Origin of the sequence: Clostridium sp. OF09-36, assembly GCF_003481985.1 — a bacterium.
Classification (GTDB): domain Bacteria; phylum Bacillota; class Clostridia; order Lachnospirales; family Lachnospiraceae; genus Brotaphodocola.
This window is the reverse complement of the sequence record NZ_QUMD01000038.1, coordinates 1-22,713: the sequence shown is the minus strand read 5'-3', so window position 1 is coordinate 22,713 and position 22,713 is coordinate 1. Positions and strand designations below refer to the sequence as shown.

General features: G+C 40.8%; 19 protein-coding genes, 1 pseudogene and 2 CRISPR repeat arrays. All 20 genes and pseudogenes read left to right on the top strand.

The window, feature by feature from the left end; all coding sequences use genetic code 11:
• Positions 1-133 precede the first annotated feature (133 nt).
• Positions 134-364 carry a recombinase family protein gene (locus DXA97_RS21295; RefSeq protein ID WP_347561698.1) on the top strand — a complete coding sequence of 77 codons (231 nt, stop codon included), beginning with the start codon at positions 134-136 and terminating at the stop codon, positions 362-364.
• 111 nt (positions 365-475) lie between these two features.
• Positions 476-1,114 carry a zinc ribbon domain-containing protein gene (locus DXA97_RS21290; RefSeq protein WP_243107753.1) on the top strand — a complete coding sequence of 213 codons (639 nt, stop codon included), beginning with the start codon at positions 476-478 and terminating at the stop codon, positions 1,112-1,114.
• 124 nt (positions 1,115-1,238) lie between these two features.
• Positions 1,239-1,427: a DNA-binding protein gene (locus tag DXA97_RS18010; RefSeq protein ID WP_118721326.1), complete on the top strand. Its 189-nt coding sequence runs from the start codon at positions 1,239-1,241 to the stop codon at positions 1,425-1,427.
• Between the two features lie 120 nt (positions 1,428-1,547).
• Positions 1,548-2,303 (top strand): HNH endonuclease, encoded by a 756-nt coding sequence (locus DXA97_RS18005; protein ID WP_118721325.1) that lies wholly within the window; start codon positions 1,548-1,550, stop codon positions 2,301-2,303.
• 7 nt (positions 2,304-2,310) lie between these two features.
• Positions 2,311-2,702 (top strand): annotated as a pseudogene (locus tag DXA97_RS18000) ((deoxy)nucleoside triphosphate pyrophosphohydrolase).
• A gap of 10 nt (positions 2,703-2,712) precedes the next feature.
• A complete protein-coding gene (locus tag DXA97_RS17995; protein WP_118721324.1) occupies positions 2,713-3,150 on the top strand; it encodes a hypothetical protein in 438 nt (145 codons plus the stop codon).
• Positions 3,151-3,930 carry a hypothetical protein gene (locus tag DXA97_RS17990; RefSeq protein WP_118721323.1) on the top strand — a complete coding sequence of 260 codons (780 nt, stop codon included), beginning with the start codon at positions 3,151-3,153 and terminating at the stop codon, positions 3,928-3,930.
• A gap of 555 nt (positions 3,931-4,485) precedes the next feature.
• Positions 4,486-5,439: a hypothetical protein gene (locus DXA97_RS17980; RefSeq protein WP_118721322.1), complete on the top strand. Its 954-nt coding sequence runs from the start codon at positions 4,486-4,488 to the stop codon at positions 5,437-5,439.
• A gap of 18 nt (positions 5,440-5,457) precedes the next feature.
• On the top strand, positions 5,458-5,598 hold the full coding sequence (locus DXA97_RS20405) for a hypothetical protein (RefSeq protein ID WP_182436960.1): 141 nt from the start codon (positions 5,458-5,460) through the stop codon (positions 5,596-5,598).
• A 120-nt stretch (positions 5,599-5,718) separates the two neighbouring features.
• A complete protein-coding gene (locus DXA97_RS17975) occupies positions 5,719-6,315 on the top strand; it encodes a DUF3427 domain-containing protein (protein WP_243107752.1) in 597 nt (198 codons plus the stop codon).
• 15 nt (positions 6,316-6,330) lie between these two features.
• Positions 6,331-6,735 carry a (deoxy)nucleoside triphosphate pyrophosphohydrolase gene (locus DXA97_RS17970; protein ID WP_118721321.1) on the top strand — a complete coding sequence of 135 codons (405 nt, stop codon included), beginning with the start codon at positions 6,331-6,333 and terminating at the stop codon, positions 6,733-6,735.
• 6 nt (positions 6,736-6,741) lie between these two features.
• A complete protein-coding gene (locus DXA97_RS17965) occupies positions 6,742-7,305 on the top strand; it encodes a class I SAM-dependent methyltransferase (RefSeq protein WP_118721320.1) in 564 nt (187 codons plus the stop codon).
• A complete protein-coding gene (locus tag DXA97_RS17960) occupies positions 7,298-9,814 on the top strand; it encodes a DEAD/DEAH box helicase family protein (protein ID WP_118721319.1) in 2,517 nt (838 codons plus the stop codon). The genes DXA97_RS17965 and DXA97_RS17960 overlap by 8 nt, the downstream gene beginning before the upstream one ends.
• 43 nt (positions 9,815-9,857) lie before the next feature.
• On the top strand, positions 9,858-10,211 hold the full coding sequence (locus tag DXA97_RS17955) for an arsenate reductase family protein (RefSeq protein WP_118721318.1): 354 nt from the start codon (positions 9,858-9,860) through the stop codon (positions 10,209-10,211).
• A 449-nt stretch (positions 10,212-10,660) separates the two neighbouring features.
• On the top strand, positions 10,661-12,883 hold the full coding sequence (locus DXA97_RS17950; RefSeq protein ID WP_182436959.1) for a Piwi domain-containing protein: 2,223 nt from the start codon (positions 10,661-10,663) through the stop codon (positions 12,881-12,883).
• Between the two features lie 88 nt (positions 12,884-12,971).
• Positions 12,972-13,640: a CRISPR-associated protein Cas5 gene (gene cas5, locus DXA97_RS17945; RefSeq protein ID WP_118721316.1), complete on the top strand. Its 669-nt coding sequence runs from the start codon at positions 12,972-12,974 to the stop codon at positions 13,638-13,640.
• The gene (locus DXA97_RS17940) at positions 13,637-15,676 is read left to right on the top strand and encodes a hypothetical protein (protein ID WP_118721315.1); all 2,040 of its coding nucleotides are present in this window, start codon (positions 13,637-13,639) and stop codon (positions 15,674-15,676) included. Before cas5 ends, DXA97_RS17940 begins: the two co-directional genes overlap by 4 nt.
• A complete protein-coding gene (locus tag DXA97_RS17935) occupies positions 15,669-16,538 on the top strand; it encodes a type I CRISPR-associated protein Cas7 (protein WP_118721314.1) in 870 nt (289 codons plus the stop codon). The genes DXA97_RS17940 and DXA97_RS17935 overlap by 8 nt, the downstream gene beginning before the upstream one ends.
• Positions 16,538-18,031, top strand: a complete 1,494-nt coding sequence (locus DXA97_RS17930) for a DEAD/DEAH box helicase (protein ID WP_243107751.1) — start codon at positions 16,538-16,540, stop codon at positions 18,029-18,031. Before DXA97_RS17935 ends, DXA97_RS17930 begins: the two co-directional genes overlap by 1 nt.
• 238 nt (positions 18,032-18,269) lie before the next feature.
• Entirely contained in the window at positions 18,270-18,701 is a 432-nt protein-coding gene (locus DXA97_RS21285; RefSeq protein ID WP_243107750.1) for a hypothetical protein, read from the top strand.
• Positions 18,702-18,894: 193 nt separating this feature from the next.
• Positions 18,895-19,260: a CRISPR direct-repeat array (repeat unit 33 nt; unit sequence GTCGCTTTCTGCGAGGAAGCTGTGGATTGAAAT).
• Positions 19,261-20,934: 1,674 nt separating this feature from the next.
• Positions 20,935-22,691: direct repeats of the CRISPR family, unit length 32 nt; unit sequence GTCGCTTCCTTCGCGGAAGCGTGGATTGAAAT.
• Positions 22,692-22,713: the final 22 nt, after the last annotated feature.

Below are 22,713 nucleotides of genomic sequence, written 5' to 3'. Positions count from 1 at the left end.
CTGTATTGTGAAGGGGATACAATATGTCCCGCCTTTTTTGAGGAAAATCCCTTGCTGATTTCAGGGAATTCTGACGCTTTTTTCTGGTAATTTTAGTGTATCATAAACAACCAAGGATGAAGAAGGAAATCTCATCATAGACGAGGAGGAGGCAAAGATAGTAAAACGTATCTACCGAGAATTTCTTGAAGGGACCAGCCTTGGTGAAATTGCTGCTGGTCTTGAGAGAGATAAGATAAAGACCGGCGGAAAAAAATACAAATGGCACCTGAGTACAGTTAAGGGTATTCTTCAAAATGAGAAGCACATAGGCGATGCTCTTTTGCAGAAAACAATCACCACAGACTTTATTGAAAAAACGTGAATTAAGAATGATGGCTCGGTTCCACAATACTACGTTACCGGAAGCCAGGAGGCGATTATTCCTAGAGACCTGTTTACCTAGGTGCAAGAAGAGCTTTTTAGAAGATCTAATATGTATAGCAATGATGGTAAAAGAAAAAGAATCTATTCCAGCAAATACGCTCTGAGCAGTATTTGCATTTGCACCAGATGCGGGGATATTTACAGGCGCATTGCCTGGAATAATCGAGGAAAAAGGTCAAATGTATGGCGATGTTGCACCAGGGTTGAGCATGGACCAGATGCATGCGACGCACCTACGATTGGTGAGGAAGAACTTCAGCAGGCAACAGTAAAGGCCATAAACCTTTTAGTAAGATGCTCTTCATCAATGAAGATAGTTCTATTACAGAATATCGAGGCTGCGATTGCAGATGATAACAGCGGTGAGTTGGAAACATTAAATGAGCTTCTTACTGCAAAGCAGAAAGAACTGGTGAAGCTAGCCCAGGCAAAAAAGGATTACTCGGCTCTCGCCGATGAGGTTGACAGACTTAAAGAAAAGAAGCAGAAGCTATTGGTAGCCAAGGCTGATACTGAGGGATTTAAAAAGAGAATTTCTGAGTTGGAAGAGTACCTGATAGAAGCAAATGAAGAACTCACTGAATATGAAGAATCGATGGTTAGAAAGTACATTCAAGAGATAAAGATCTATGACGATAGGTTCAAAGTTTGCTTCAAAGCAGGAATTGAACTGGATATTCCAAGATAACAAGGATTTGCAAGGGCAGCAGGCTTAGGATTGGCTGCCTTTTTTAGATTGATTTTATTCGTGGTTTGGAATATAATATCGTTAGATTGTATTGTGTGTGTTTTGTACTATAAGAGAGGATTATATGGAATATTTATCAATACGACAAACCTCTGAAAAATGGGGTATCTCCATCAGAAGAATTCAGGTTTTATGTGCAGAAAATAGAATTCCAGGTGCAACAAAGATCGGTTCCTATTGGGCTATTCCGGCTGATGCAGAAAAACCTAATGATGAGCGTATCAAGAGTGGAAAATACATAAAGGAAAAATAAGATGCAGAGTGTGATAAAACTATAAAAGTGTAGGTGGATATGATTGACATGCTTTGGATAGCGTGCTTATCCGGAAGAAGAATGAATTTCTAGAAAGTTTATCAAATTTGGAGGTGCACTATGGCATTTAATCATGGATTAAAAATAGGGCAAATACTAAAAAATGCAGATATTGTTGATATATTCAAATGCGGGAATATGGGCGGGATGAGACGTTCAAAGACTACGAATACTTTGGTTATTGTCTCAGACTACACAAAAGGAATCTATCACGATAAGTGGATTGGTGGAGCTCTTCATTACACTGGTATGGGTAAAAATGGAGACCAGGATATTAATTGGGCCCAGAATGCTACGCTTGCAGCATGCGGTTACAATGGCGTCGATGTCCACCTTTTCGAAGTAATGGATGCGGGCGAGTATGTGTACTGCGGAAGGATAGAGCTTGTTGACAAACCTTACACCGAAACTCAGCCAGGCGAGGATGGAGTTCCTCGTAAAGTTTGGATGTTTCCTATCCGTCCGGTGCCTGATAATGATGTAAAGAAACCGGCCATGTTTGTATTTAAGGATATGGAAGATTTCAAAGCGCGTGGTAAGGACATGGATGAACAGTATATGAAGATGATTGCTGCTAAGAAAAAGTCGGGCAGCAAATCTACGTATGTTCCACCAGTTATTCCAAAGCCAGAACCAAAGCCACCAGTTGTTATTCCTGTTGATATTATAGGTAAGCAAGTAAAACATAAGGCATTTGGAATCGGAACTATTACTGCAATCGAAGGAACCTCTATTGCGGTAGACTTTGACAAAGTTGGATTAAAGAAGATGGAATATGAATTCTGCATGGAAAAGAAGATGCTTGAATTCATTTAGGATTGATATGAAAACAGTAAAAGTTGTAGCTGCAGTTATTTGTGATTCTATAAAAGAAAAGAAACGAATATTTGCTACAGTTAGAGGTTATGGAGAATCCAAGGGTCAGTGGGAATTCCCTGGTGGAAAAATTGAACCTGGAGAGACTTCTCAAGAGGCCCTTGTTAGAGAAATAAAGGAAGAACTAGATATTCTTATAGGTGTCGGAGATTTAATCGATACTGTTGAATATGATTATCCTTCATTTCATTTATCGATGGATTGCTTTTGGTGTGAAGTGATAGAAGGAGAGCTTAAGTAGAAGATGCAAAGTGGCTTAACAAGAGTGAACTCGATAGTGTGCAGTGGCTTCCGGCGGACATCACATTGATATCCAAAGTTAAAGCGATTATGAAATAGGAGGTACAGCATGGCAGAAATAACACGAATTGTGATAAAAGGCTCGTCAGGCTATTGCTGCTATGATGAAGCCTTCAATGATAAAGTGACCATTACGCAAGATTCAATAGCCTATGAATATGTTCCTTATCAGGAAACGGATATTAATCCAAAGAGAAAGTGGAGTTACAAAACGAACAGTCCAATCTTCAAAATGAAATATGATGAGGTTACGGGTATACTTCCAGGAATTATTGAAAGAGGCGTTGAAGAGTTCTGCACTGATATAGGTGGTATTGAATTTAATATTACATATTCAGATAAAACGAAGTTTAAAGAAACATACTGGGTACCTGGTGATTATTTCGAAGAATTATTCATTGCGATTAAAAGCCTTGTACCAGAATGCGAATATACTCCAGCAGTCTTGCTCACATCAGAAGATTATGAAGAAGGAGGTGATGAATAGATGCCTAAAGCAGTTAACATACAAGTTATCGGTAATGTTATTGAACTAAGTAGAGATCAGTGGAAAGGGCATGTTGCAAAAATAACAAATGATCCGTCATTACTAGAAGAAGTTAAAAAGTACACTTGGACATATAAAGATGGTGAGCACCCTTATTTGCATAACAGTAAGTTAAACATATATTTCCATGAGTTTGTTTTGGGATTTATTTATGGGCGTAAAAATATTGACCGAATGCAAGCAGAGGGTAACATAATAGAACATCTGGATAATGATGGATTGAACTGTACCTATGAGAATCTTCACATTCTATCTGAAGATTTGAATAAAGCTAAAGCTTTTACGATTGATAAGAAAGCTGCTGAATTAGAAACGTGTATGGAATATCCGGCGTTCATAATGGATGTGTATTATCTCCATAGATCAAAACAATTTCAACTGCAGCTTTTTATGAATGATGATATTTACTTTAATAAAGCTTCAGGAAAAGCAGCAGAGATGTTTATTTGCATGTATGATAAATTTGAAAATTTGTACATTGATTGGTTCTATCTACTGAATAGTAGAACCGATAGAAAATTCGAATTGGGAACATTGCATGCCCAAAGCATTCATGCGAAGGAACGCCCACACATAGAGTTGCAACCAGGAGAAGAGAATAGTCCTATTATTATTAGGGATGGAGTAACATATTTGAACCTCGATGCAAAAGTCAATGGGAAGCCAATGTCGGCATTACGGCATACTTCTATGCGAAGTGTTGTAGAAGAGAGTAAATAATATAAGGCAGGGTTCAAAAATGGAGTTATCGTTAAAGGGTTCGTAGATATGTTCCCTTGAACAGATAGGTGGATATGACGTACTTACTAACGTATCGTGCCACTGCGAAGTGATTTGCTTGTTGTCGAAGAAAGCACAAGTTTAAGCGGGTTTGAGGGCTATATTTGCTAGTACATGTTATAAAAATAAGCCTGTAAAGAGTAGGAATGCTTAGATGATGTAAACAGAGATTAGAGCATTGGTATCCTCAAAATCCGTCAGAGGGAACCTTTGAACAATGGAAAGATGGTGTAGATCAGTTTGCTAATTTATGCATTATCCAGCGTAATGTTAATTCAAAGTTTTCAAATATGTCTTCGGAGGCAAAGAAGAGCACGTTTAAAGATATGATAAGCAAGGGAAGTATCAAACTTCGTATTATGAACGAGCTTACTGAAAAGAATGGCGATAAGGTTGCAAGCTTTATTGGAAAGAAATTATGTACAAGAAGCACGAGGAAGATATGCGGAAGTATCTGATTGATGCGTGTGGGATAGATCAGGAGGAAGATTAGAATTGACGGCAAAGAAATGGGTTACAATTGTTACATTCATTTGTTCTTTAGTGGCTATTATATTGATGGCAATTTTTAATAAATACTGCTGCTCAGATGAAAATATTGGATATGATATTACGTTGGCAATATTTGGTAGTGCTTTGCTGGGATTTATCATGTCATTGGTAGAATATTTTTCAGAACGTAAGAAGGCAATGGAACAATTCTGGATAGAAGCACAACGAGTGCTTGCACAGTTCCGAAAGGCGAAATATATTTATTTTGATGAACCAGAGGATATTGTTACTAGTTGTATTGCTGAAAATTATTATAATAAACGCGCTAAGGAATTACCACCAGGAGTAGCAGGTATATTTGGCCCAGAAGAGTCGCATGAGTATCGAGAAAAATACATTCAATGGATGGAAGAAAATGAACCTATGTCATTTACGGAAAATGATGATGTATGTAATATTTTAAATCAAATATGTATTTCTCGAATGGAGGGCTATGAAAGGACAATTAATGAAGTTATTGATAGTTACATAGAATTGTCAAAGATTAGCTTATCTGAATTAGACAGTGCGTATGGCAATTTGAATTTTATTTTTGCTAATAAAAATATACGACTCAGAGCTTATAATGAAATTTTTGACAAGATAAGAAAAATAAAACATAAAATTTTGGAAGAGACTTATCATTTCAATCTTTATAAAAATAATAAAGGCAATTTTGCTGTTTGCATGCGTAAGGCGATTGGAGTGAGTAAGGCATTATTTGCAGAGGAAAAAAAGTCTGAAGATGCATTTGATTACGTGAGTATTTACCAGAAAGAATTTGATGATATAGAAGAGTGTTTAGAAGCTTTCAGAGCTAAAATATATTTTAGGTCTAAAGTTGAACCGGTTGATAGAATACCAGTAACAGGTAGAATAATGAATTTTAAGGATTCGTCTGATGTTTCAAATAGCTAAATGAGGAAAGGTGATTGCGTGGCAGTAGATAAAGAGTTTTTAACTTGCAATCAACAGATGAAGAAGTTACGATATAAAAAAATTGATTGTGGAAATCGGGCCGTGAAAGAGGCTTTTGGCTGGCAAGGTACCCGCTATGAGGCGTTTACATTTTGTTAGCTGAAATGTTGAATTTTCTAGGTGCGCCCCTTCGGGGGGTTGGAAGTCTTAGTTATTAATATATTTTGGAAATTTTATGGAATAGAAACGAGGCTCGGTTGATAGAACAGAAGAGGAGTAGTGTATGGCAAGAGGGAAAATATACAGCTTTATCTCATGGATGGGAATGTTAACGGTAGAATTAAATGTACTTTAGCTAATTGGACTGGTTTAGCATTTAAAATTCCAAGAACATTGTATCAAAAATATTCTAGAAAAGATGTATGTAGGATATTGAATTGGACAAAGGACGATAGCTCGACAGTATATGGTTATCGTATTAAATATCATACATGTCCGATCTTTGTTACATACGAAAAATCAGAAGACATTGCAAACAGTACGAAGTACTTAGATGAATTCGAAAAAATTGCTATCAATCCGACAGTTTATAGCAATAAAATTTTTAGCTGGATGACTCGTAGTAAAGTGAAACTTGAGAGTTCGGAATCGCAGGAATTGATTCATGCTCGTGAAAATGGGCTTAAAGTTCTTTTATTTTTGAAAAAAAGTGATGGAGAGGGAAGTGATTTTTATTATATGGGTGAAGTAACGCCGGTTGCATGGAAAGAAACTACTATATTAAATGATAAAAAAGAATCCCGCCCGATCATGAATTTTAAGTTGGAATTAAAACAAGAAGTACGTAAGGATATATTCGATTATTTTACTGCGTAAAAATGGAGGATTGCGATGAAAACAGTAAGGGTAGTTGCAGCAGTGATCAAAGCAAGCAAAGAAAATGGAGAAGCGATTATTTTTGCAACCCCGCGTGGATACGGAGAATTTAAAGACGGTTGGGAATTCCCAGGCGGGAAGATTGAGGCAGGAGAAACACCACAGGAAGCATTAAAACGGGAAATTCAGGAAGAACTGGATACTGAAATTTCAGTGGGAGAGCCGATCGTTACAGTAGAATACGATTATCCAACCTTCCATCTTTCTATGGACTGCTTCTGGGCAGAGGTTGTTTCTGGAGACTTAGTGCTTCGGGAACACGAAGCAGCGAAGTGGTTAACGAAAGAGAAACTGGGTTCGGTAGAATGGTTACCGGCGGATGTGCTTGTGGTGGAGAAGGTGCGGGAGGTATTGCAGTAGACAATTATGAACAACAAAACCCTAGACTACTACAACCATCATGCCCAATCCTTCGTCTCCAGTACCATATCCGTAAATTTCAAACCAATTCAGGACAAGTTTATAAATGCATTGCGTGGCAAACAGGTGCTTGATTTTGGCTGTGGTTCAGGTCGGGATACGAAGTATTTTCTGGAAGCGGGGCTTTGTGTAACAGCTGTGGATGGATCAGAAGAAATGTGCAGATATGCCAGGAAATATACAGGTATACCGGTTCGGCATATGCTGTTTCAGGAACTGGATGCGCAGAATCAATATGACGGAATCTGGGCCTGTTCGTCCATTTTGCATCTTCCGAAGAATGAATTGCGGGAAGTATTATGGAAGATGGTGGAGGCCTTGCACGACGATGGCATCATTTACACATCGTTCAAATATGGGGACTTTGAAGGAGAACGCAACGGAAGATATTTTACGGATTTTTCAATAGAAACATTTACGGAATTTATAAAAGATATAGAAAAAATTAGTATGGAAACATACTGGATCACAACCGATGTAAGACCTGGAAGAGGCGAGGAAAATGGCTGAATGTAATGCTGCGAAAACATTAGAAACTGCGATTTTGGAAGAAGATGCTACCGATGTCATGACGGGTGACCGGGATAAAAGAAGATATTTGTATTACCAGCTGATTCATAGCATGCGCAAGGCGGGCCGCATCGATATCATTGTGTCGTTTCTGATGGAATCCGGAGTGAAAATGCTTTTGGGAGAACTAAAGCAGGCTATGAAGCGCGGTGCAACGGTCCGCATCCTGACGGGCAATTATCTTGGCATTACCCAGCCGTCGGCATTGTATCTGATCAAGCACGAACTGGGAGAACTTGTGGACCTTCGGTTTTATTGTGAAAAAAACCGCTCTTTCCATCCAAAATCTTATATTTTCCATTATCCGGACCATAGTGAGATTTATATAGGATCTTCCAATATTTCGCGCAGCGCGTTGACATCTGGGATTGAGTGGAATTACCGGTTCAGCAGTTATAAGGACCCTGAAAATTACGAAAAGTTTTATCAGACGTTCGAAGATCTTTTTCAGAATCATTCCATTGTGATCGATGAGGCAGAATTAAAACGGTACTCAAAAACCTGGCACAGGCCGGCAGCTTTTAAAGATCTGGATCGTTATGAAAGTATAGAAGAAGCGGAAGATACGAAGGTAAGGCTTTTGTTTGAGCCGCGCGGAGCGCAGATTGAAGCACTTTGTGCACTGGAAAACAGCCGGGCAGAAGGTGCGACACGTGGAATTGTCCAGGCTGCGACAGGTGTTGGAAAGACGTATCTGGCTACATTTGATTCTAGAAATTATCAGCGGGTTTTGTTTGTGGCACACCGTGAAGAGATTCTGAATCAGGCGGCAGTTTCCTTTCGAAATGTCCGGAATTCGGATGATTATGGATTTTTTTACGGCAAAGAGAAAACAACGGATAAGTCGGTGATATTTGCTTCGGTATCGACACTGGGCAGAACGGAATATTTGCGGGAAGAATATTTTTCGGCAGAGTATTTTGATTACATTGTCATTGATGAATTTCACCATGCAGTAACAGATCAGTATCTTCGGATTGTAAATTACTTTAAACCAAAGTTTTTACTGGGCCTTACAGCTACGCCGGAACGAATGGATGGTCGGAATATCTACGAGCTGTGCGATTATAATGTTCCTTATGAAATTCCATTGAACGAGGCAATTAACAAAGGAATGCTGGTGCCGTTTCATTATTATGGCATTTATGATAAAACTGATTATTCTGGCTTGCATCTGGTAAAGGGACATTATTCTGAGAAAGACCTGAATGAAATTTATCTGGAAAATAAAGACCGATATGAGCTGATCTACAAATATTACAGGAAATACGGTTCGAGGCGTGCATTGGGGTTCTGCTCCACTAGGGAGCATGCTGAAAAAATGGCAATGGAATTCAGCAAAAGAGGAATTCCATCGGCTGCGGTCTACAGTGGTGCAGCAGGAGACTATGCCAAAGAACGGAATGCAGCAATTGAAATGTTAAAGGCGGGCGAGATCAGGGTAATCTTTTCTGTCGATATGTTCAATGAGGGCGTGGATATTCCGTCGGTGGATATGGTACTGTTCCTACGGCCAACGGAATCTCCGGTCGTATTCTTGCAGCAGCTTGGCAGAGGACTGCGACGCAATGCAGGAAAAGAATACCTGAATGTGCTGGATTTCATCGGAAATTATGAGAAGGCAGGAAATGTGAGGCGGCTTCTCACTGGAAATTTTGGTTCGTCGGCAATGTCATACCGGTCATCCGATCAGGCAATGAATCAACTGTCAGACCAGGCTTCAGATCAAGAAGGAATCCCAGATGACTGTCTGATCGATTTTGATATGCGGCTGATTGACCTTTTCGAAGAACTGGATAAAAAGCGTCTGAAAATCCGGGATCAGATCCAAATGGAATATTTCCGTGTAAAGGAAAAACTCGGCAGGCGTCCATCCCGTCTGGATTTGTTCACTTACATGGATGACGATATCTACCAGCTTGCCATATCGCATGCGAAAGATAATATTTTTAAAGATTACCTTGGATTCTTGAAATCACTGGGCGAGACAACAGATATGGAAGAAATGCTGCTGCGCGGGATTGGCAAAGAATTTTTGAACGTCCTGGAGATAACCAATATGACCAAGGTTTATAAAATGCCTGTACTTCTGGCGTTTTATCACGACGGTGACATTCAGACGGATCTGACTGCACCGCAATTGCTCCAGACTTGGAAGCACTTTTTTGACCAGAACCGAAACTGGAAAGACCTGGACAAACAGATCACTTATGATAAATATAAAGCCATATCCGATAAAGACCATTTAAAAAAGATCATTACAATGCCGGTTCATTTTCTTTTGGAATCAGGAAAAGGATTTTTTGTAGAGAAGGATGGCTTTGTGATCTCGCTTAGAAGCGAACTGCAGGGGCTGGTGCATCATGAAGCGTTTACAGAACAAATGAAAGACATTATCGAATACCGGACGATGGATTATTATCGGAGGAGATACCGGGAGACGAGATAGGAACTGAAAAAACGATCAAAAATGAAGAAAGAAGGTACACACCATGTTATTTATCGAATATCCAAAATGCTCTACCTGCCAGAAGGCAAAGAAATGGCTGGATGCAAATCACATTTCTTATATAGACCGTCATATCGTGGAGAACAATCCAACGTACGAGGAACTGAAGCAGTGGTATGAGCGCAGCGGACTCCCCCTAAAAAAATTCTTTAACACCAGTGGCATGCTTTATAAGGAATTGCAGTTGAAAGACAAACTTCCGGGTATGAGCGAAGAAGAACAGCTGAAGCTTCTGGCGTCGAATGGAATGCTGGTAAAGCGCCCGCTGATCGTGAAGGATGAGATGGTATTGACGGGATTTAAAGAGGCAGAGTGGAGTGAAAAATTGGGTTGCTGATGAAAAAATCCTCCATGATATCTATGAAGAGATGGATGTCATGGGGGATTTTTCATGTTGATCCCAACTCAGTAAGATAGCCTTATTAAAAATGGGAACCGATGCTTGAGATATTAACAAATGCTTACATTTCAATCCACAGGGAAAACCTGATAAAGTTGCCCAGCAGTAATAATCTGGGATTTTTATAGGACAGCTAAAATGTTATATTAAATATCAAACAGCTAAAAAGTTGTGAAACTGCAAATGCTGCGCTGCATATCAAAAAAATGATGTAACTGTTCAGTAGGTCTGCGCATTTACTGCGCTGACCGTAAGAAAACATAGGCTGGCAGGCAAAAATCCCATTGCCGCAGGCAATGGGATTTTTGCTCGTGACTGTGAAGGTACTGAACAGTTACAAAATGACAATACTATATCCGGTATTTATGTTTGGGAGGTACGTTATTATGGGGAAAGATCTGAAACTTGAGGTGTTTGCATCAAAGACAAGGATTGAACCGGTTTCTTTGCATGTCTATCAACTGATTTCTCAAAATATTGAGGATAATAAATACAAGATTATACGGGGAGCTAGTTGGAAAATCCGCAATTATAATCATTGCGGTGTATTTGAAAATGGGGAGTACATATATACAACAGAGCTGGTAAAGAACGATATTCCTAATGCTGATTTTGAACTGGAATACAAGGGAAAACAGGAGCTGGAGGTTGGAAAGAATCAGAGGGTCTATGGTGAACTTATCAAGTATTGTATTTTTAGAAAATTAGAAACGGTCCTCATCGCTGAAAAATATAGGAAATATGCATGCAGGAATGAAATTACAAGCAAATTTATTATGACAGAAAACGGATTTCAGACGTATTCTTCCAGAAATAAGGAAATTAGTCTGGAGCGGCAGTATAAATTATGGGTTTCCGTAAAAGAAGATGGCTATACCTACCTTCATATTGATACAAGCAGCATGTTTTCCTCAAGGCTTACAGTGGCAGATTATCTTTCTGCCGGGAAGTCTGTGGTTGGTATGACAGTAAAAAATGATTGGGCAAAAAATAAGCAGACTGGAACGATTACGGAGGTATGTGGCTTTACTGTTACAGATTCATTGAATTTTGCGCGTAGCTTGAAGGACTATTATGTAAAAAAGGGTGAAGAATACCGCGTGAAGGACATTTCGGACAACACACCAGTCATCAAGGTGAAATTGCTTGGAGGCAGTGAACTGCCGTATTATCCGCAGGCATTAAAGCCTGTTTTGACAAGAGAGATGGTTGGAATACTGGATCCAGAGTTTTCGTTAAAAATTGACAAGTATGTAAAACGCGATATGCGTACAAGATTGCAGCTGGATGCTGATTTTATTCAGGATATTGGAGCAATTCAGGAACTCGGCGGTTTTGAATTTGAACGTGATTGTTGTCCAGCAGACCGATTAGGATATAGACCTGGTGTGGTATATCTTCCGGCATTAACGTGTGGAGAAGGTCACACTGTAGATTGTGGAAAAGAAATTCAGGTTTTCCAACATGGATTTTATAAGAAACCGGATAAAAAAATAAAAATAGGCTATTTATATCCAACCGGAATGAAAAATCTGATGAAAGCAGTGGCGAATTCCATCTACACCTTTAGTACAAAGGGATATTACCATGGTCAGAAGGATTGTTATACGCGGGAGGGGTTATTAGATATTCAGTCGCGGGCTATGATTCAGGAAGAATATGAGCTTGGTGACATTACCGATTATAAGCGGGCAGCAAATAAAATAAAGAAACTTGATGAAGTGGATATAGTAATAGCCATTGTTCCTGATGATATGGAAGATGATGGACCGTATAATCCGTTTAAAACCATTTGGGCGGAGGCGAATATTCCATCACAGATGGTCAGCGTTCGTACAGCAAAAATGTTTGAACGGGAAACAACTGCTTCTACATCAAAATATTATCTGCATAACATTGTTCTGGGAATTCTTGGAAAAATAGGTGGCATTCCCTGGATCATAAAAGATATGCCAGGAAATGCAGATTGTTTTGTTGGTCTGGATGTAGCGACTGCGGACACGGGGATTCATTTTCCGGCCTGTTCCGTTGTGTTTGATAAATATGGACGTTTATTAGGATTTTACAAGCCAAAGCAGGCCCAGCGTGGAGAGAAGATTACAACAAGAATTTTACAGGATATTTTTGACCAGGTAATCTTTTCGTATGAAGAAGCATTTGGAGAAACTCCGAAACGCATCATGATCCACAGAGACGGTTTCAGCAACGAAAATGACGAATGGTACCAGACTTATTTTTCAGCAAAAGGAATTTTTTATACGATTGTTGAAGTAAGAAAGAATATCAGCTCCAAACTGGTGATGTATCAGGATGGCGTGGTGTTGAATCCGGGAATCGGATATTGTGTTTACAATCAGAAGGAAGCATATTTAGTCACTACTGACATGAAACGAAAAAAAGGCTCTCCTAATCCATTGCGTATAGAAAAGAAATGTGGTGATACAAGTATGACTGATATCATCAGACAAATTTTATATCTGACACAGCTGCATGTTGGTTCCACCCAGAAAATGAGACTGCCGGTCACAACCGGATATGCAGATAAAATCTGTAAAAACCGTGAATTTGTACCGGAAGGACGAGTGGATAATAAGTTGTTCTTTTTGTGATGTGTGTTCAAGAAAAATGTCAAATAGATTTTGTTAAATGTTATCTTAAAAATTTTCATCCCATATAAAAGGAAGGAGCGATCATAACGTGATTCATAAACCCTACCCCATAGCCATGGAAATTGCAGGAAACACAGCTCTCTGGACCCGGCCAGACACCGGCGATTCTCCATGCAGCTATCCCGCACCCACATATTCCGCGGTTCGCGGATTGTTTGAAAGCGTTTTGTGGGGACCGGCCGTTCTTGTGATTCCGAAAAAAGTGGAGTTGTGTACAATCCCACAATTTCATTCTTATGTGACCAATTACGGAGGACCGCTGCGGAAAAATGATTCTGTTAAAAAGGGTAACAATTATCAGATGTATGCAACGGTTCTGCTTGATGTTTGCTACCGGTTGTATGCAGATGTTATTCCGAATCCTGACAAATCGAAAATGCCGGGGCGGGCGTTGGAATGGGACCGAAAAACGACATCTCCCGGGCATGCATACCAGGAAATATTTAATCGCCGTTTAAATCGTGGACAATCCTACGCAACATTAGCTTTGGGCTGGAGCGAGTTTACACCTTCTTACTTTGGTCCGTTTCGCGATACAACACATGTGTGCAAAAATCTGCCGGATATCCAGATTCCTTCGATGCTGCGCGGTGTATTCCAACAGGGTTATTCTTCTCATTATCAGGCATTATATGATACCGATTTGTGCATCCACAAGGGCGTTCTGGAGTATCCGGAGAGGAGTGATTGTCGTTGATCAATGAATTGTATAACTTATCCGAAACGCTTGAAAAGGCAAAAATCCAAACGCAAAACTGGCATAGAAAATACAGACCAATCCCAAATATAAGAGAAAAGACACCTTGTGTTTGTATTACGTTTTCTGATGAAAAGGTGATGAAAATTTCTTCGCTTGATCCCAAATACAGTACGATTTTGCGAAAATATGGTTCGAATCAGGGAAGCTATCCATGCATGAACCTGGCATCATTGTATCGTGTTACGGAGGATCCTATCAAAAAAGAATTAAATGAAATAGCAGATCATCCAGAGAAACTAAATTGTGAGACACTTGAAAAGATAAAAGGATGGTGTACGGAATATAACTGGGGAAAAAAGTTTCAGGGTAAGTACAAAATATCAATGGAAAATACCGTTGCGGAACTGCAGACGGCAGCTGCCCGGTTTGAACCGCTTCAAATATTAATCGACGAGACAAAATGCTTTTCGGATGCATCCCGCTTACATAAAGAACTGGAATCTGTTGTTTGGAAGATGCTGAGTCAGCGGGAACATGTGAAACTGGCATTGGCGGTTCTTTTTTATCAGGGAAAATCTGGGGCGGATGCAGCCGATGATTATGGTTCTCTTTCCGTGGCACTTGAATCTGCAAAATTAATAGAGGCTGGAATACCGGCAGTAAGCGATAAATTTGTCACAGGTTTGAATGTGTGTTTACTTGAAATGGACTTCTCTCAACAAGGGGAACAAGAAGCAAATGATGTTGATGCGTTCGGAAATCCATTTCAGGCAATAGAAGAACCAATGCCGGGCGTGAAGCTGGCTGGTGGCTTCGATGTTACGATCCGTACCATGTTCAAAGAACAATACTGCCAGAACAGATATGGAAAAATCGAGAATGCCAGTTATCCGATTTCTCCGTCTATGCGTGTGAAGCTTCAGGCATCACTGGAATGGATCGGAAAAGAGGAACAGAGAGATAAAACATGGATGAACCTGGAAAAAAATGAAATTTTGTTTGTATATCCATTCAGAATGCCACAAGTACCGATTTCTTTCACGAATTTCTTTGGCTCTTCAAAGAATCTGGAAGAATCGTTCACAACACGGTCAGAAAAGTTTGTCCAGGAGTTAATAAAATCGAAAGATCCCGAAGTGGATTCGCAGGCGAAATGGATTCAGATTTTTATTCTCCGAAAAATTGATAAAGCACGAACCAAAGTTGTTTATACACGTCAGACAAATCCGTATGAATTGGAAGCATGTTCGGAGGCTTGGAATTGCGGCTGCAAAAACCTTCCACGCTTTCCATTTGGTGAGCCTGTGGTATTGGAACCATTGGATACGTCGGATGTACTAAACCGATTCTGGAAAGCAAATGGTGAAATGGCAACCGACCGGTTTCACCCGGTTCCGAGATATCGTGGATTAGAATTGTTGCTGGAACCTACGTTACCCGTAACTGCTGATCTTCACACAGTATTGGAAAAGACTGAGTTACTGAGTCCATTCCTTGGAAATTTATGTGCGAAAGATAATTGGAATCATTCCATATGGAAACATGTGAAAAACATGGTATCGTTGTTGGGAATTTTACTGTATCGAGAAGATATCAGAAAGGAGGACTATATGGAGAATGTGCCATATCTCTATGGTCAATTATTAAAAACGGCAGATGAACTTCATGCGCTTTATTGCAATGTGGTGAGAAAAGGTGATTTCCCGCCGCAGTTTTTGGGAAGTGGCTTATATCGAAACGCCAGTGAGACGCCAGCCCGCACGTTGAATATTTTAAGTCAGCGTATCATGCCGTACTATGCCTGGGCGAAAAGTTATCGATACAAAGAAAGAACGGAACCGGGGAAGGAAAGCTGGCGGGCAGCGTGGCTGTATCATCAGTTTGAAAGAATTATGAATCAGCTGCGTGAAAAATGGACAGTCCCGTCCCGGTTTGATGAGGAGGAAAAAGCACAGTTATTTATAGGGTATCTTGCGGCATTTCCTAAAAAAGAAGAAAGTACGATAAACGAGGAGGTAGGAATCGATGAGTAATGAAATTAAGCGTGCAACAGGATTACTGGTAATTGAAGCAGTGAATTCAAATCCGAATGGTGATCCGGACCGAGAAGGCGATCCACGTCAGCGGCCGAACGGATGCGGAGAAATTTCTTCGGTTTCTTTCAAGAGAAAATTGCGTGATTTGCTGGATGATCATGATACTCCGTTTTTTCAGGCACTTCCGGAAATGTTTAGCAATCATGCGGACCGATATTTTATTTTAGAGCATCGTGGACGTGACAGAAAGCAGATCACAAAAGAACTGGGAAAATCACCGGCTGATTTTAGAAATAGTGAATTTGTAAAGAAGTATTGGGACGCGCGTGTATTTGGTAATACGTTTCTTGAAGATGGCGGCGATAAAGGTTTTATTAAAACGGGAGTTGTGCAGTTTGGAATGGGAATTTCGATTGCACCTGTCGATATTTTGCGTCAGACAAATACCAATAAAGCAGGTGTTCAGGAGGGGAAAAATGCCGGAATGGCACCACTGGGCTATCGCGTCGTAGATCATGGTGTTTATTGCATGCCGTTCTTTGTTAACCCAAATTATGCGGATAAGAGCGGATGTACTGCAGAGGATATCGAACTCTTAAAACTGCTGATTCCACATGCGTATGAGCAGAATCGCTCAGCAATTCGCCCGGATGTTCGCATCCGTCATGCGTGGTATATAGAACACAAAAATATACTGGGCAGTTGTCCAGAATATAAGCTGATCGAAGCGTTGACACCTGAAAAAATCGGAGACAAAATGGAACCCTCTTTATCGTGGAACGATTATCAGGACAAGCTTTCTCTTCAGGAAGAGTTGTTGGCGAAAGTAGATAGCTGTATCGATCTGGTGAATTTATAATGGAAGATTATCTTGCGCACAGTGCTAAAATGGAGTATCCGGCACAAACATATCTTGCACATATTCAAGGCGTAGATATGAGAGCTGTGCAGTACGCAAAGGACGTTGAACAGCACGCAAAATATTTGAAAAATGAACTTCATGATATTGTTCATGATGCGGCCTGTCTGCATGACCTCGGAAAATTAGAAACAGAGAATCAGATGGTATTACGAGGTCATGGACATGACCAGAGACATTTGCCGATCAATCATGTGGATGCTGGAAGCGCTGTATTGGTAAAGAATGGTTATGGCTATGCAGCGCTTGCAGTCTATTCTCATCATAAAGGTCTTCCGAATATGCAGGCTGAGAGTATGAGAGAAACAGCCATTTTTCGTGATGAGCATATAAAAGTACGGCAACACACAGATTCTGTGCTGTCAGATTTACTGCAATGTCACCAATCTGTGTTTCTCACCGAAACTTGTAAAGAGGAACAGCCCTATCCTGGAGAAATCAGTGTGTTTATTCGCATGGTTTTATCGTGTCTTGCGGATGCAGATCACACAGATACGGCGGTTACATATGGAAAGGCAGTTGAGTCGGAATTACCGGCATTGCGTGCAGAAGAACGACTTGCTGCATTGGATCAGTACGTGTCAAAGCTAGAAGGTGATGATGAGCGTAATCGTCTTCGGCGGGAAATGTATTTAGTCTGCCGTAATGCCCGGATTAACAGTGATTTTTCATCTTGCGATAGTCCGGTGGGATCGGGAAAAACAACAGCAGTTATGGCACATTTATTGCAGCAGGCCATTAAACGCAATGCCAGACATATTTTTGTGATTCTTCCGTATACAAGTATCATCCAACAATCAGTGGATATTTACCGGAAAGCCTTGTTGCTGCCTGGTGAAGATCCAGAAGCAGTGGTTGCAGAATTACATTCACGGGTTGATTTTCAAAATTACAATACCCGTTATCTGACTTCATTATGGCGGGCACCGATTGTAGTTACAACTGCAGTCGCATTTTTCGAAACACTTGCTTCCAATCGTCCATCAGCGCTGCGATGGTTCCATGAACTGCCGGGGAGTGTTATTTTCATTGACAAAGCACATAACGCATTGCTTTTAAAATTATTGCCAATTGCCTGGAACTGGATGAATGTATTGGCAGAAGAGTGGAACTGTTATTGGACGCTTGCCTCGGGATCTCTGGTACGTTACTGGGAATTGAAACCTTTATCGCAAGTTGGTATGAAGCATCCCTGCGTTGAGGAATTGGTTTATGCGGATCTGCAAAAGCGCTTAATGATGTATGAAAAAGGCAGGATTCGTTTTTGCTTTCAGGAAAAACCAGTTACAAGAAAGAAACTGATAGAATGGATTCACAGCGCTCCGGGTCCGAGACTGCTGATTGTAAATACAGTTCAAAGTGCGGCAGTACTGGCAGATGACTTTTTAAAAGATTTGGCCGATCTCATGTGGAACACCTATCAACTGCATTGAAGGCAGAAGACCGGGAACGTGAAATTGAGAAAATCAAAAGACGATTAGAGAATCGTGACGATACGGACTGGGTGTTGGTAGCAACTTCTTGTGTGGAAGCAGGAGTTAATTTTTCTTTCCGAACTGGATTTCGAGAGTTATCATCATTGCTTTCGCTTTTACAGGCCGCTGGGAGAGTTAATCGGCATGGAGATTGCCTGGGGCAGAAATGTGGAGTTTTACGTTACAAGAAGATTCCATGTTAAAAGAGAATACGCAGCTGAATACTTCTAGAGACGTTTTGCGTGATTTCTTTTTACAAAATAAAGAAATTGTGCCAGAACTCAGCACCTACGCCATGGATGAGGAAATTGTCCGCGATGATAGTTGCCTGCGAACGATACAATCGCTCATGACGCAGGAAGCAGCCATGCAGTTTCAAAATGTCGCAAAGGAGTTTAAAGTGATTGATTCTGATACGGTTACAGCAGTTGTTGATGAATCCTTTGCAAAAGAAATTGCACACGGCAAAGGCGATTGGAAGGTATTGCAGAAAAAGTCCATTTCAATTCCCCGGAATAAAATTAAGCAATGGAATGTAAAAGAAATTGTAGAAGATATTTTTCAATGGACTTTGGCGTATGATGAATTCCTGGGATATATGCGTGGTGTTTTGGAACAGTACAAGTAGAAGTTTCTGAAATATTTGACACGAATAGGTATTTGGTGCGAGTCAGAAGTGTACATAAAATGTTGGCAGATTCGCACTAGTAAAATTGGATATTTTTATAGGGTTGACAGCAATGGAAGCGGATAATATTATTATTTTGTGAGTATTGCTGTGATTTATGCAGGTGTGCAAGGAATGATTGTGCATGTTTGCTGTCGCTTTCTGCGAGGAAGCTGTGGATTGAAATTTGTATGAACTGGACGGCTGCGGAAAATATGAACGTCGCTTTCTGCGAGGAAGCTGTGGATTGAAATTTCTGTGCCCCGCAATGATACGGCGCTTGCCGTGTCGCTTTCTGCGAGGAAGCTGTGGATTGAAATCAATCGTTACCGGTTCACTCATGCGCCATCACCTGTCGCTTTCTGCGAGGAAGCTGTGGATTGAAATCTGTCCAATCCTCCACAGATATTTTTTCTTACCGTCGCTTTCTGCGAGGAAGCTGTGGATTGAAATCAATCCATGCCAGGATACGCAAAAATATCCCCAGGTCGCTTTCTGCGAGGAAGCTGTGGATTGAAATTCGGTCGTAGAGGATATCTGATCTATATTATACGTGTATTTTACCAAACGAGAGGATTCGCACGTCTTCCAATAAGAATAGTTTATTTGCTTGACGCTATGAAAAAGAAATATTATTATTAATTTGTAAGTTGTGCTATGATTTTTGCAGATATACACAAGAAAATTATACATATTTGCGTCGCTTCCTTCACGGAAGCGTGGATTGAAATGAATGAGAAATAATGAACCCGTACCGCCGGAAGCAGAGGCTCTTGTCAGAAAACACATCGAAAGGTGGAGAAAGCAATGATTGCAATACCCGTGTGTTTCAAATGTAAATACTTGGAAAAAGGGATGAAGTGTAAATTTTATTCGAGCTGGATTCCAGTAGAAATAACGTTGGAAAATAAAGAGCCCAAAACAGTGTGCAAAGATTTTTGCATGAAGGAACGAAAGACAACCACCAGTCAGTAGGCCGGTGGCATTTTGTGGAGAAAATTATGTTAAAAGTGGTTTTAGCAATCAAAGTAATCTGCTTTGTTATCTGGTTTGTTACGGATAGTGGCTTACGTGATTTATATCGTATGCCAATGAATCTGTTATGCATTGCGATGTCGCAACAGAAATTATGTAGAATACTGGCATAAAATATGATATGATGTAGGAGCTGCCAAACCTCCAGCAGAAAGGAGGTGAATGCCTTATGGCAGAAATACTCATCACGTTTCTTGTCTCTGTCGCAGCAGGTGTAGTTAGCTACTACATATGCAAATGGCTGGACAAGGATAAATAGGTAGCGACAGCCTAAACGGAGTGGTTCACCGCAACGAACAAGAAAACCCCAGAGAGTGCGACCTCTGGGGTTTTCGTTTTTGCCTTATGGAACTCATCACATTCCTTAGCTACCTACATCATATTCTATTTTTCTTAATTTGTCAATATTCCTATTTGTTTTGGAAAGGAATAAGTATCGTATTTAAAAAGCATTTGTTGATCAGTCGGACGGTCATATCGTGATTTTAGATATGATATGTTTTGAATATATGATTTTGGCATTTGATAAATTATTTCATGGACAGGTACAGGAAAGATAAAATTAGTGCGTGGCGTGGGAAGAGATTCTTTCAGCATGGAGAATCATAGGATTAATTTATCAAAAATCAGAGATGAAAAACATTGCAATACTTGTCTAGATTAAAAATGTTTTCCATAGAACGTGTCATGAAATCGTTGGTAGGTGAGTTGACTGAAAATGAAAAGTGGTCTATAAAAGGAACTCTGATGGGAGAGTGTTGGCATAGGGACTGTTGCCTATCAGATTATAAAGGCCACAAGAGATGCGGAAAATCGGAATTTGGAAACCAGAAAGTGACAGCATTAATTCTGCCAGAAGTTGTACAGCAGATCCTAAAAACGCTATGATTTCGGAGTAGAGTATTGATTAATGATTGCTTCATAATAAACTAAGTTTTCACCATCAAACCTTAGCCAATGGTGGAAAGGGTGGATGCATATTAGGCCACTAAGTGTGAGGTGCGAGTCGCAAGTATACATAAAAATGCATATGGATTCGCACTTTTTCCAATAAGAATATTTTATTTGCTTGACGGTATGAAAAAGAAGTACTATTATTAATTTGTAAGTTGTGCTATGATTTTTGCAGATATACACAAGAAAATTGTACATATCTGCTGTCGCTTCCTTCGCGGAAGCGTGGATTGAAATAACGGTCAATAGTTGGAGGATCAATGAAAACCGAAGTCGCTTCCTTCGCGGAAGCGTGGATTGAAATTTGGCTTATCGTGTTGCATTTTGTGTTGCACTATGTCGCTTCCTTCGCGGAAGCGTGGATTGAAATCTTTGGGGTAACATCGAAAATTCGATTGCATACGGTCGCTTCCTTCGCGGAAGCGTGGATTGAAATTGCATCGTTAAGGAACTCCTCACCCAGCCAGTCATCGTCGCTTCCTTCGCGGAAGCGTGGATTGAAATCCGTCTATGCAGTCAGATTCCAGCGCACATATTGTCGCTTCCTTCGCGGAAGCGTGGATTGAAATTTTAACTGTCTATAGTATAACATACTGGCGCCAGTGTCGCTTCCTTCGCGGAAGCGTGGATTGAAATATGTGGTATTCCTCCTTGTATCTGGTATGAATTGTCGCTTCCTTCGCGGAAGCGTGGATTGAAATGTCTGGGTATAGGTCGTTGCCGCACCTAAACGCGTCGCTTCCTTCGCGGAAGCGTGGATTGAAATGGCTATGTAACGATCGAGAAACAGAAGATCACCGTCGCTTCCTTCGCGGAAGCGTGGATTGAAATTTTGCATCAATCGTTAAATATCCGGTCTTAAATGTCGCTTCCTTCGCGGAAGCGTGGATTGAAATGCCCAAGTAGTGGGCGTACCCTCAAAACCGATATTGTCGCTTCCTTCGCGGAAGCGTGGATTGAAATTCTTGGACGATGCTGGTGATCCGATGGCGTCCCGGTCGCTTCCTTCGCGGAAGCGTGGATTGAAATCGTCTGTTAGACCGCACGCTCAACAACGTGCTGCGGTCGCTTCCTTCGCGGAAGCGTGGATTGAAATGAGTCCTATTGTTGTCATAACCTTGTGAGGACCATTGTCGCTTCCTTCGCGGAAGCGTGGATTGAAATATCTTCGTCCTCCGACTCTTAATCTTAATTTTCGTCGCTTCCTTCGCGGAAGCGTGGATTGAAATTGAAAGAAGCGGAGGAATATTTTAGAAAATCTCTGTCGCTTCCTTCGCGGAAGCGTGGATTGAAATATAATTGACTGACACCATTTTGCTTATAAACACCGTCGCTTCCTTCGCGGAAGCGTGGATTGAAATCTGTTCGCCCACTCCTTCTGTGCGGCGCTGATCTTGCCGTCGCTTCCTTCGCGGAAGCGTGGATTGAAATTTTAAAACCTCCGGGAATCCGACCAGGTCCGGGGTGTCGCTTCCTTCGCGGAAGCGTGGATTGAAATTTCGAAAATCAATATCACTCCACAGGAGCGAAAGTCGCTTCCTTCGCGGAAGCGTGGATTGAAATTTCCGGGATCTTGAAGATATTTCCGTATCTATGGTCGCTTCCTTCGCGGAAGCGTGGATTGAAATATTTGGAAGATTTATAAATCGAACTCCATCATAGTCGCTTCCTTCGCGGAAGCGTGGATTGAAATTATGCCATGAATAACGGTATGCTTACCGGATTCAACGTCGCTTCCTTCGCGGAAGCGTGGATTGAAATTCTGCCTTAAACTGAGCGGCTGCCAATTCGACCCGGTCGCTTCCTTCGCGGAAGCGTGGATTGAAATATAATCCCAACAGCAATATCAGTCGTTGCACTAGTCGCTTCCTTCGCGGAAGCGTGGATTGAAATCTGCAGGAAAATGAGGACCCGGTAGCAGTAAGCTCTGGTCGCTTCCTTCGCGGAAGCGTGGATTGAAATCCGGGTCTCACAGAAACACTGA

Bases quoted from the DNA above. Each gene is read 5' to 3' on its own strand.
- DXA97_RS21290 (WP_243107753.1), top strand. From the start codon at position 476: ATGTATAGCAATGATGGTAAAAGAAAAAGAATCTATTCCAGCAAATAC.
- DXA97_RS18010 (WP_118721326.1), top strand. From the start codon at position 1,239: ATGGAATATTTATCAATACGACAAACCTCTGAAAAATGGGGTATCTCC.
- DXA97_RS18005 (WP_118721325.1), top strand. From the start codon at position 1,548: ATGGCATTTAATCATGGATTAAAAATAGGGCAAATACTAAAAAATGCA.
- DXA97_RS17995 (WP_118721324.1), top strand. From the start codon at position 2,713: ATGGCAGAAATAACACGAATTGTGATAAAAGGCTCGTCAGGCTATTGC.
- DXA97_RS17990 (WP_118721323.1), top strand. From the start codon at position 3,151: ATGCCTAAAGCAGTTAACATACAAGTTATCGGTAATGTTATTGAACTA.
- DXA97_RS17970 (WP_118721321.1), top strand. From the start codon at position 6,331: ATGAAAACAGTAAGGGTAGTTGCAGCAGTGATCAAAGCAAGCAAAGAA.
- DXA97_RS17965 (WP_118721320.1), top strand. From the start codon at position 6,742: ATGAACAACAAAACCCTAGACTACTACAACCATCATGCCCAATCCTTC.
- DXA97_RS17960 (WP_118721319.1), top strand. From the start codon at position 7,298: ATGGCTGAATGTAATGCTGCGAAAACATTAGAAACTGCGATTTTGGAA.
- DXA97_RS17955 (WP_118721318.1), top strand. From the start codon at position 9,858: ATGTTATTTATCGAATATCCAAAATGCTCTACCTGCCAGAAGGCAAAG.
- DXA97_RS17950 (WP_182436959.1), top strand. From the start codon at position 10,661: ATGGGGAAAGATCTGAAACTTGAGGTGTTTGCATCAAAGACAAGGATT.
- DXA97_RS17935 (WP_118721314.1), top strand. From the start codon at position 15,669: ATGAGTAATGAAATTAAGCGTGCAACAGGATTACTGGTAATTGAAGCA.
- DXA97_RS17930 (WP_243107751.1), top strand. From the start codon at position 16,538: ATGGAAGATTATCTTGCGCACAGTGCTAAAATGGAGTATCCGGCACAA.
- DXA97_RS21285 (WP_243107750.1), top strand. From the start codon at position 18,270: ATGTTAAAAGAGAATACGCAGCTGAATACTTCTAGAGACGTTTTGCGT.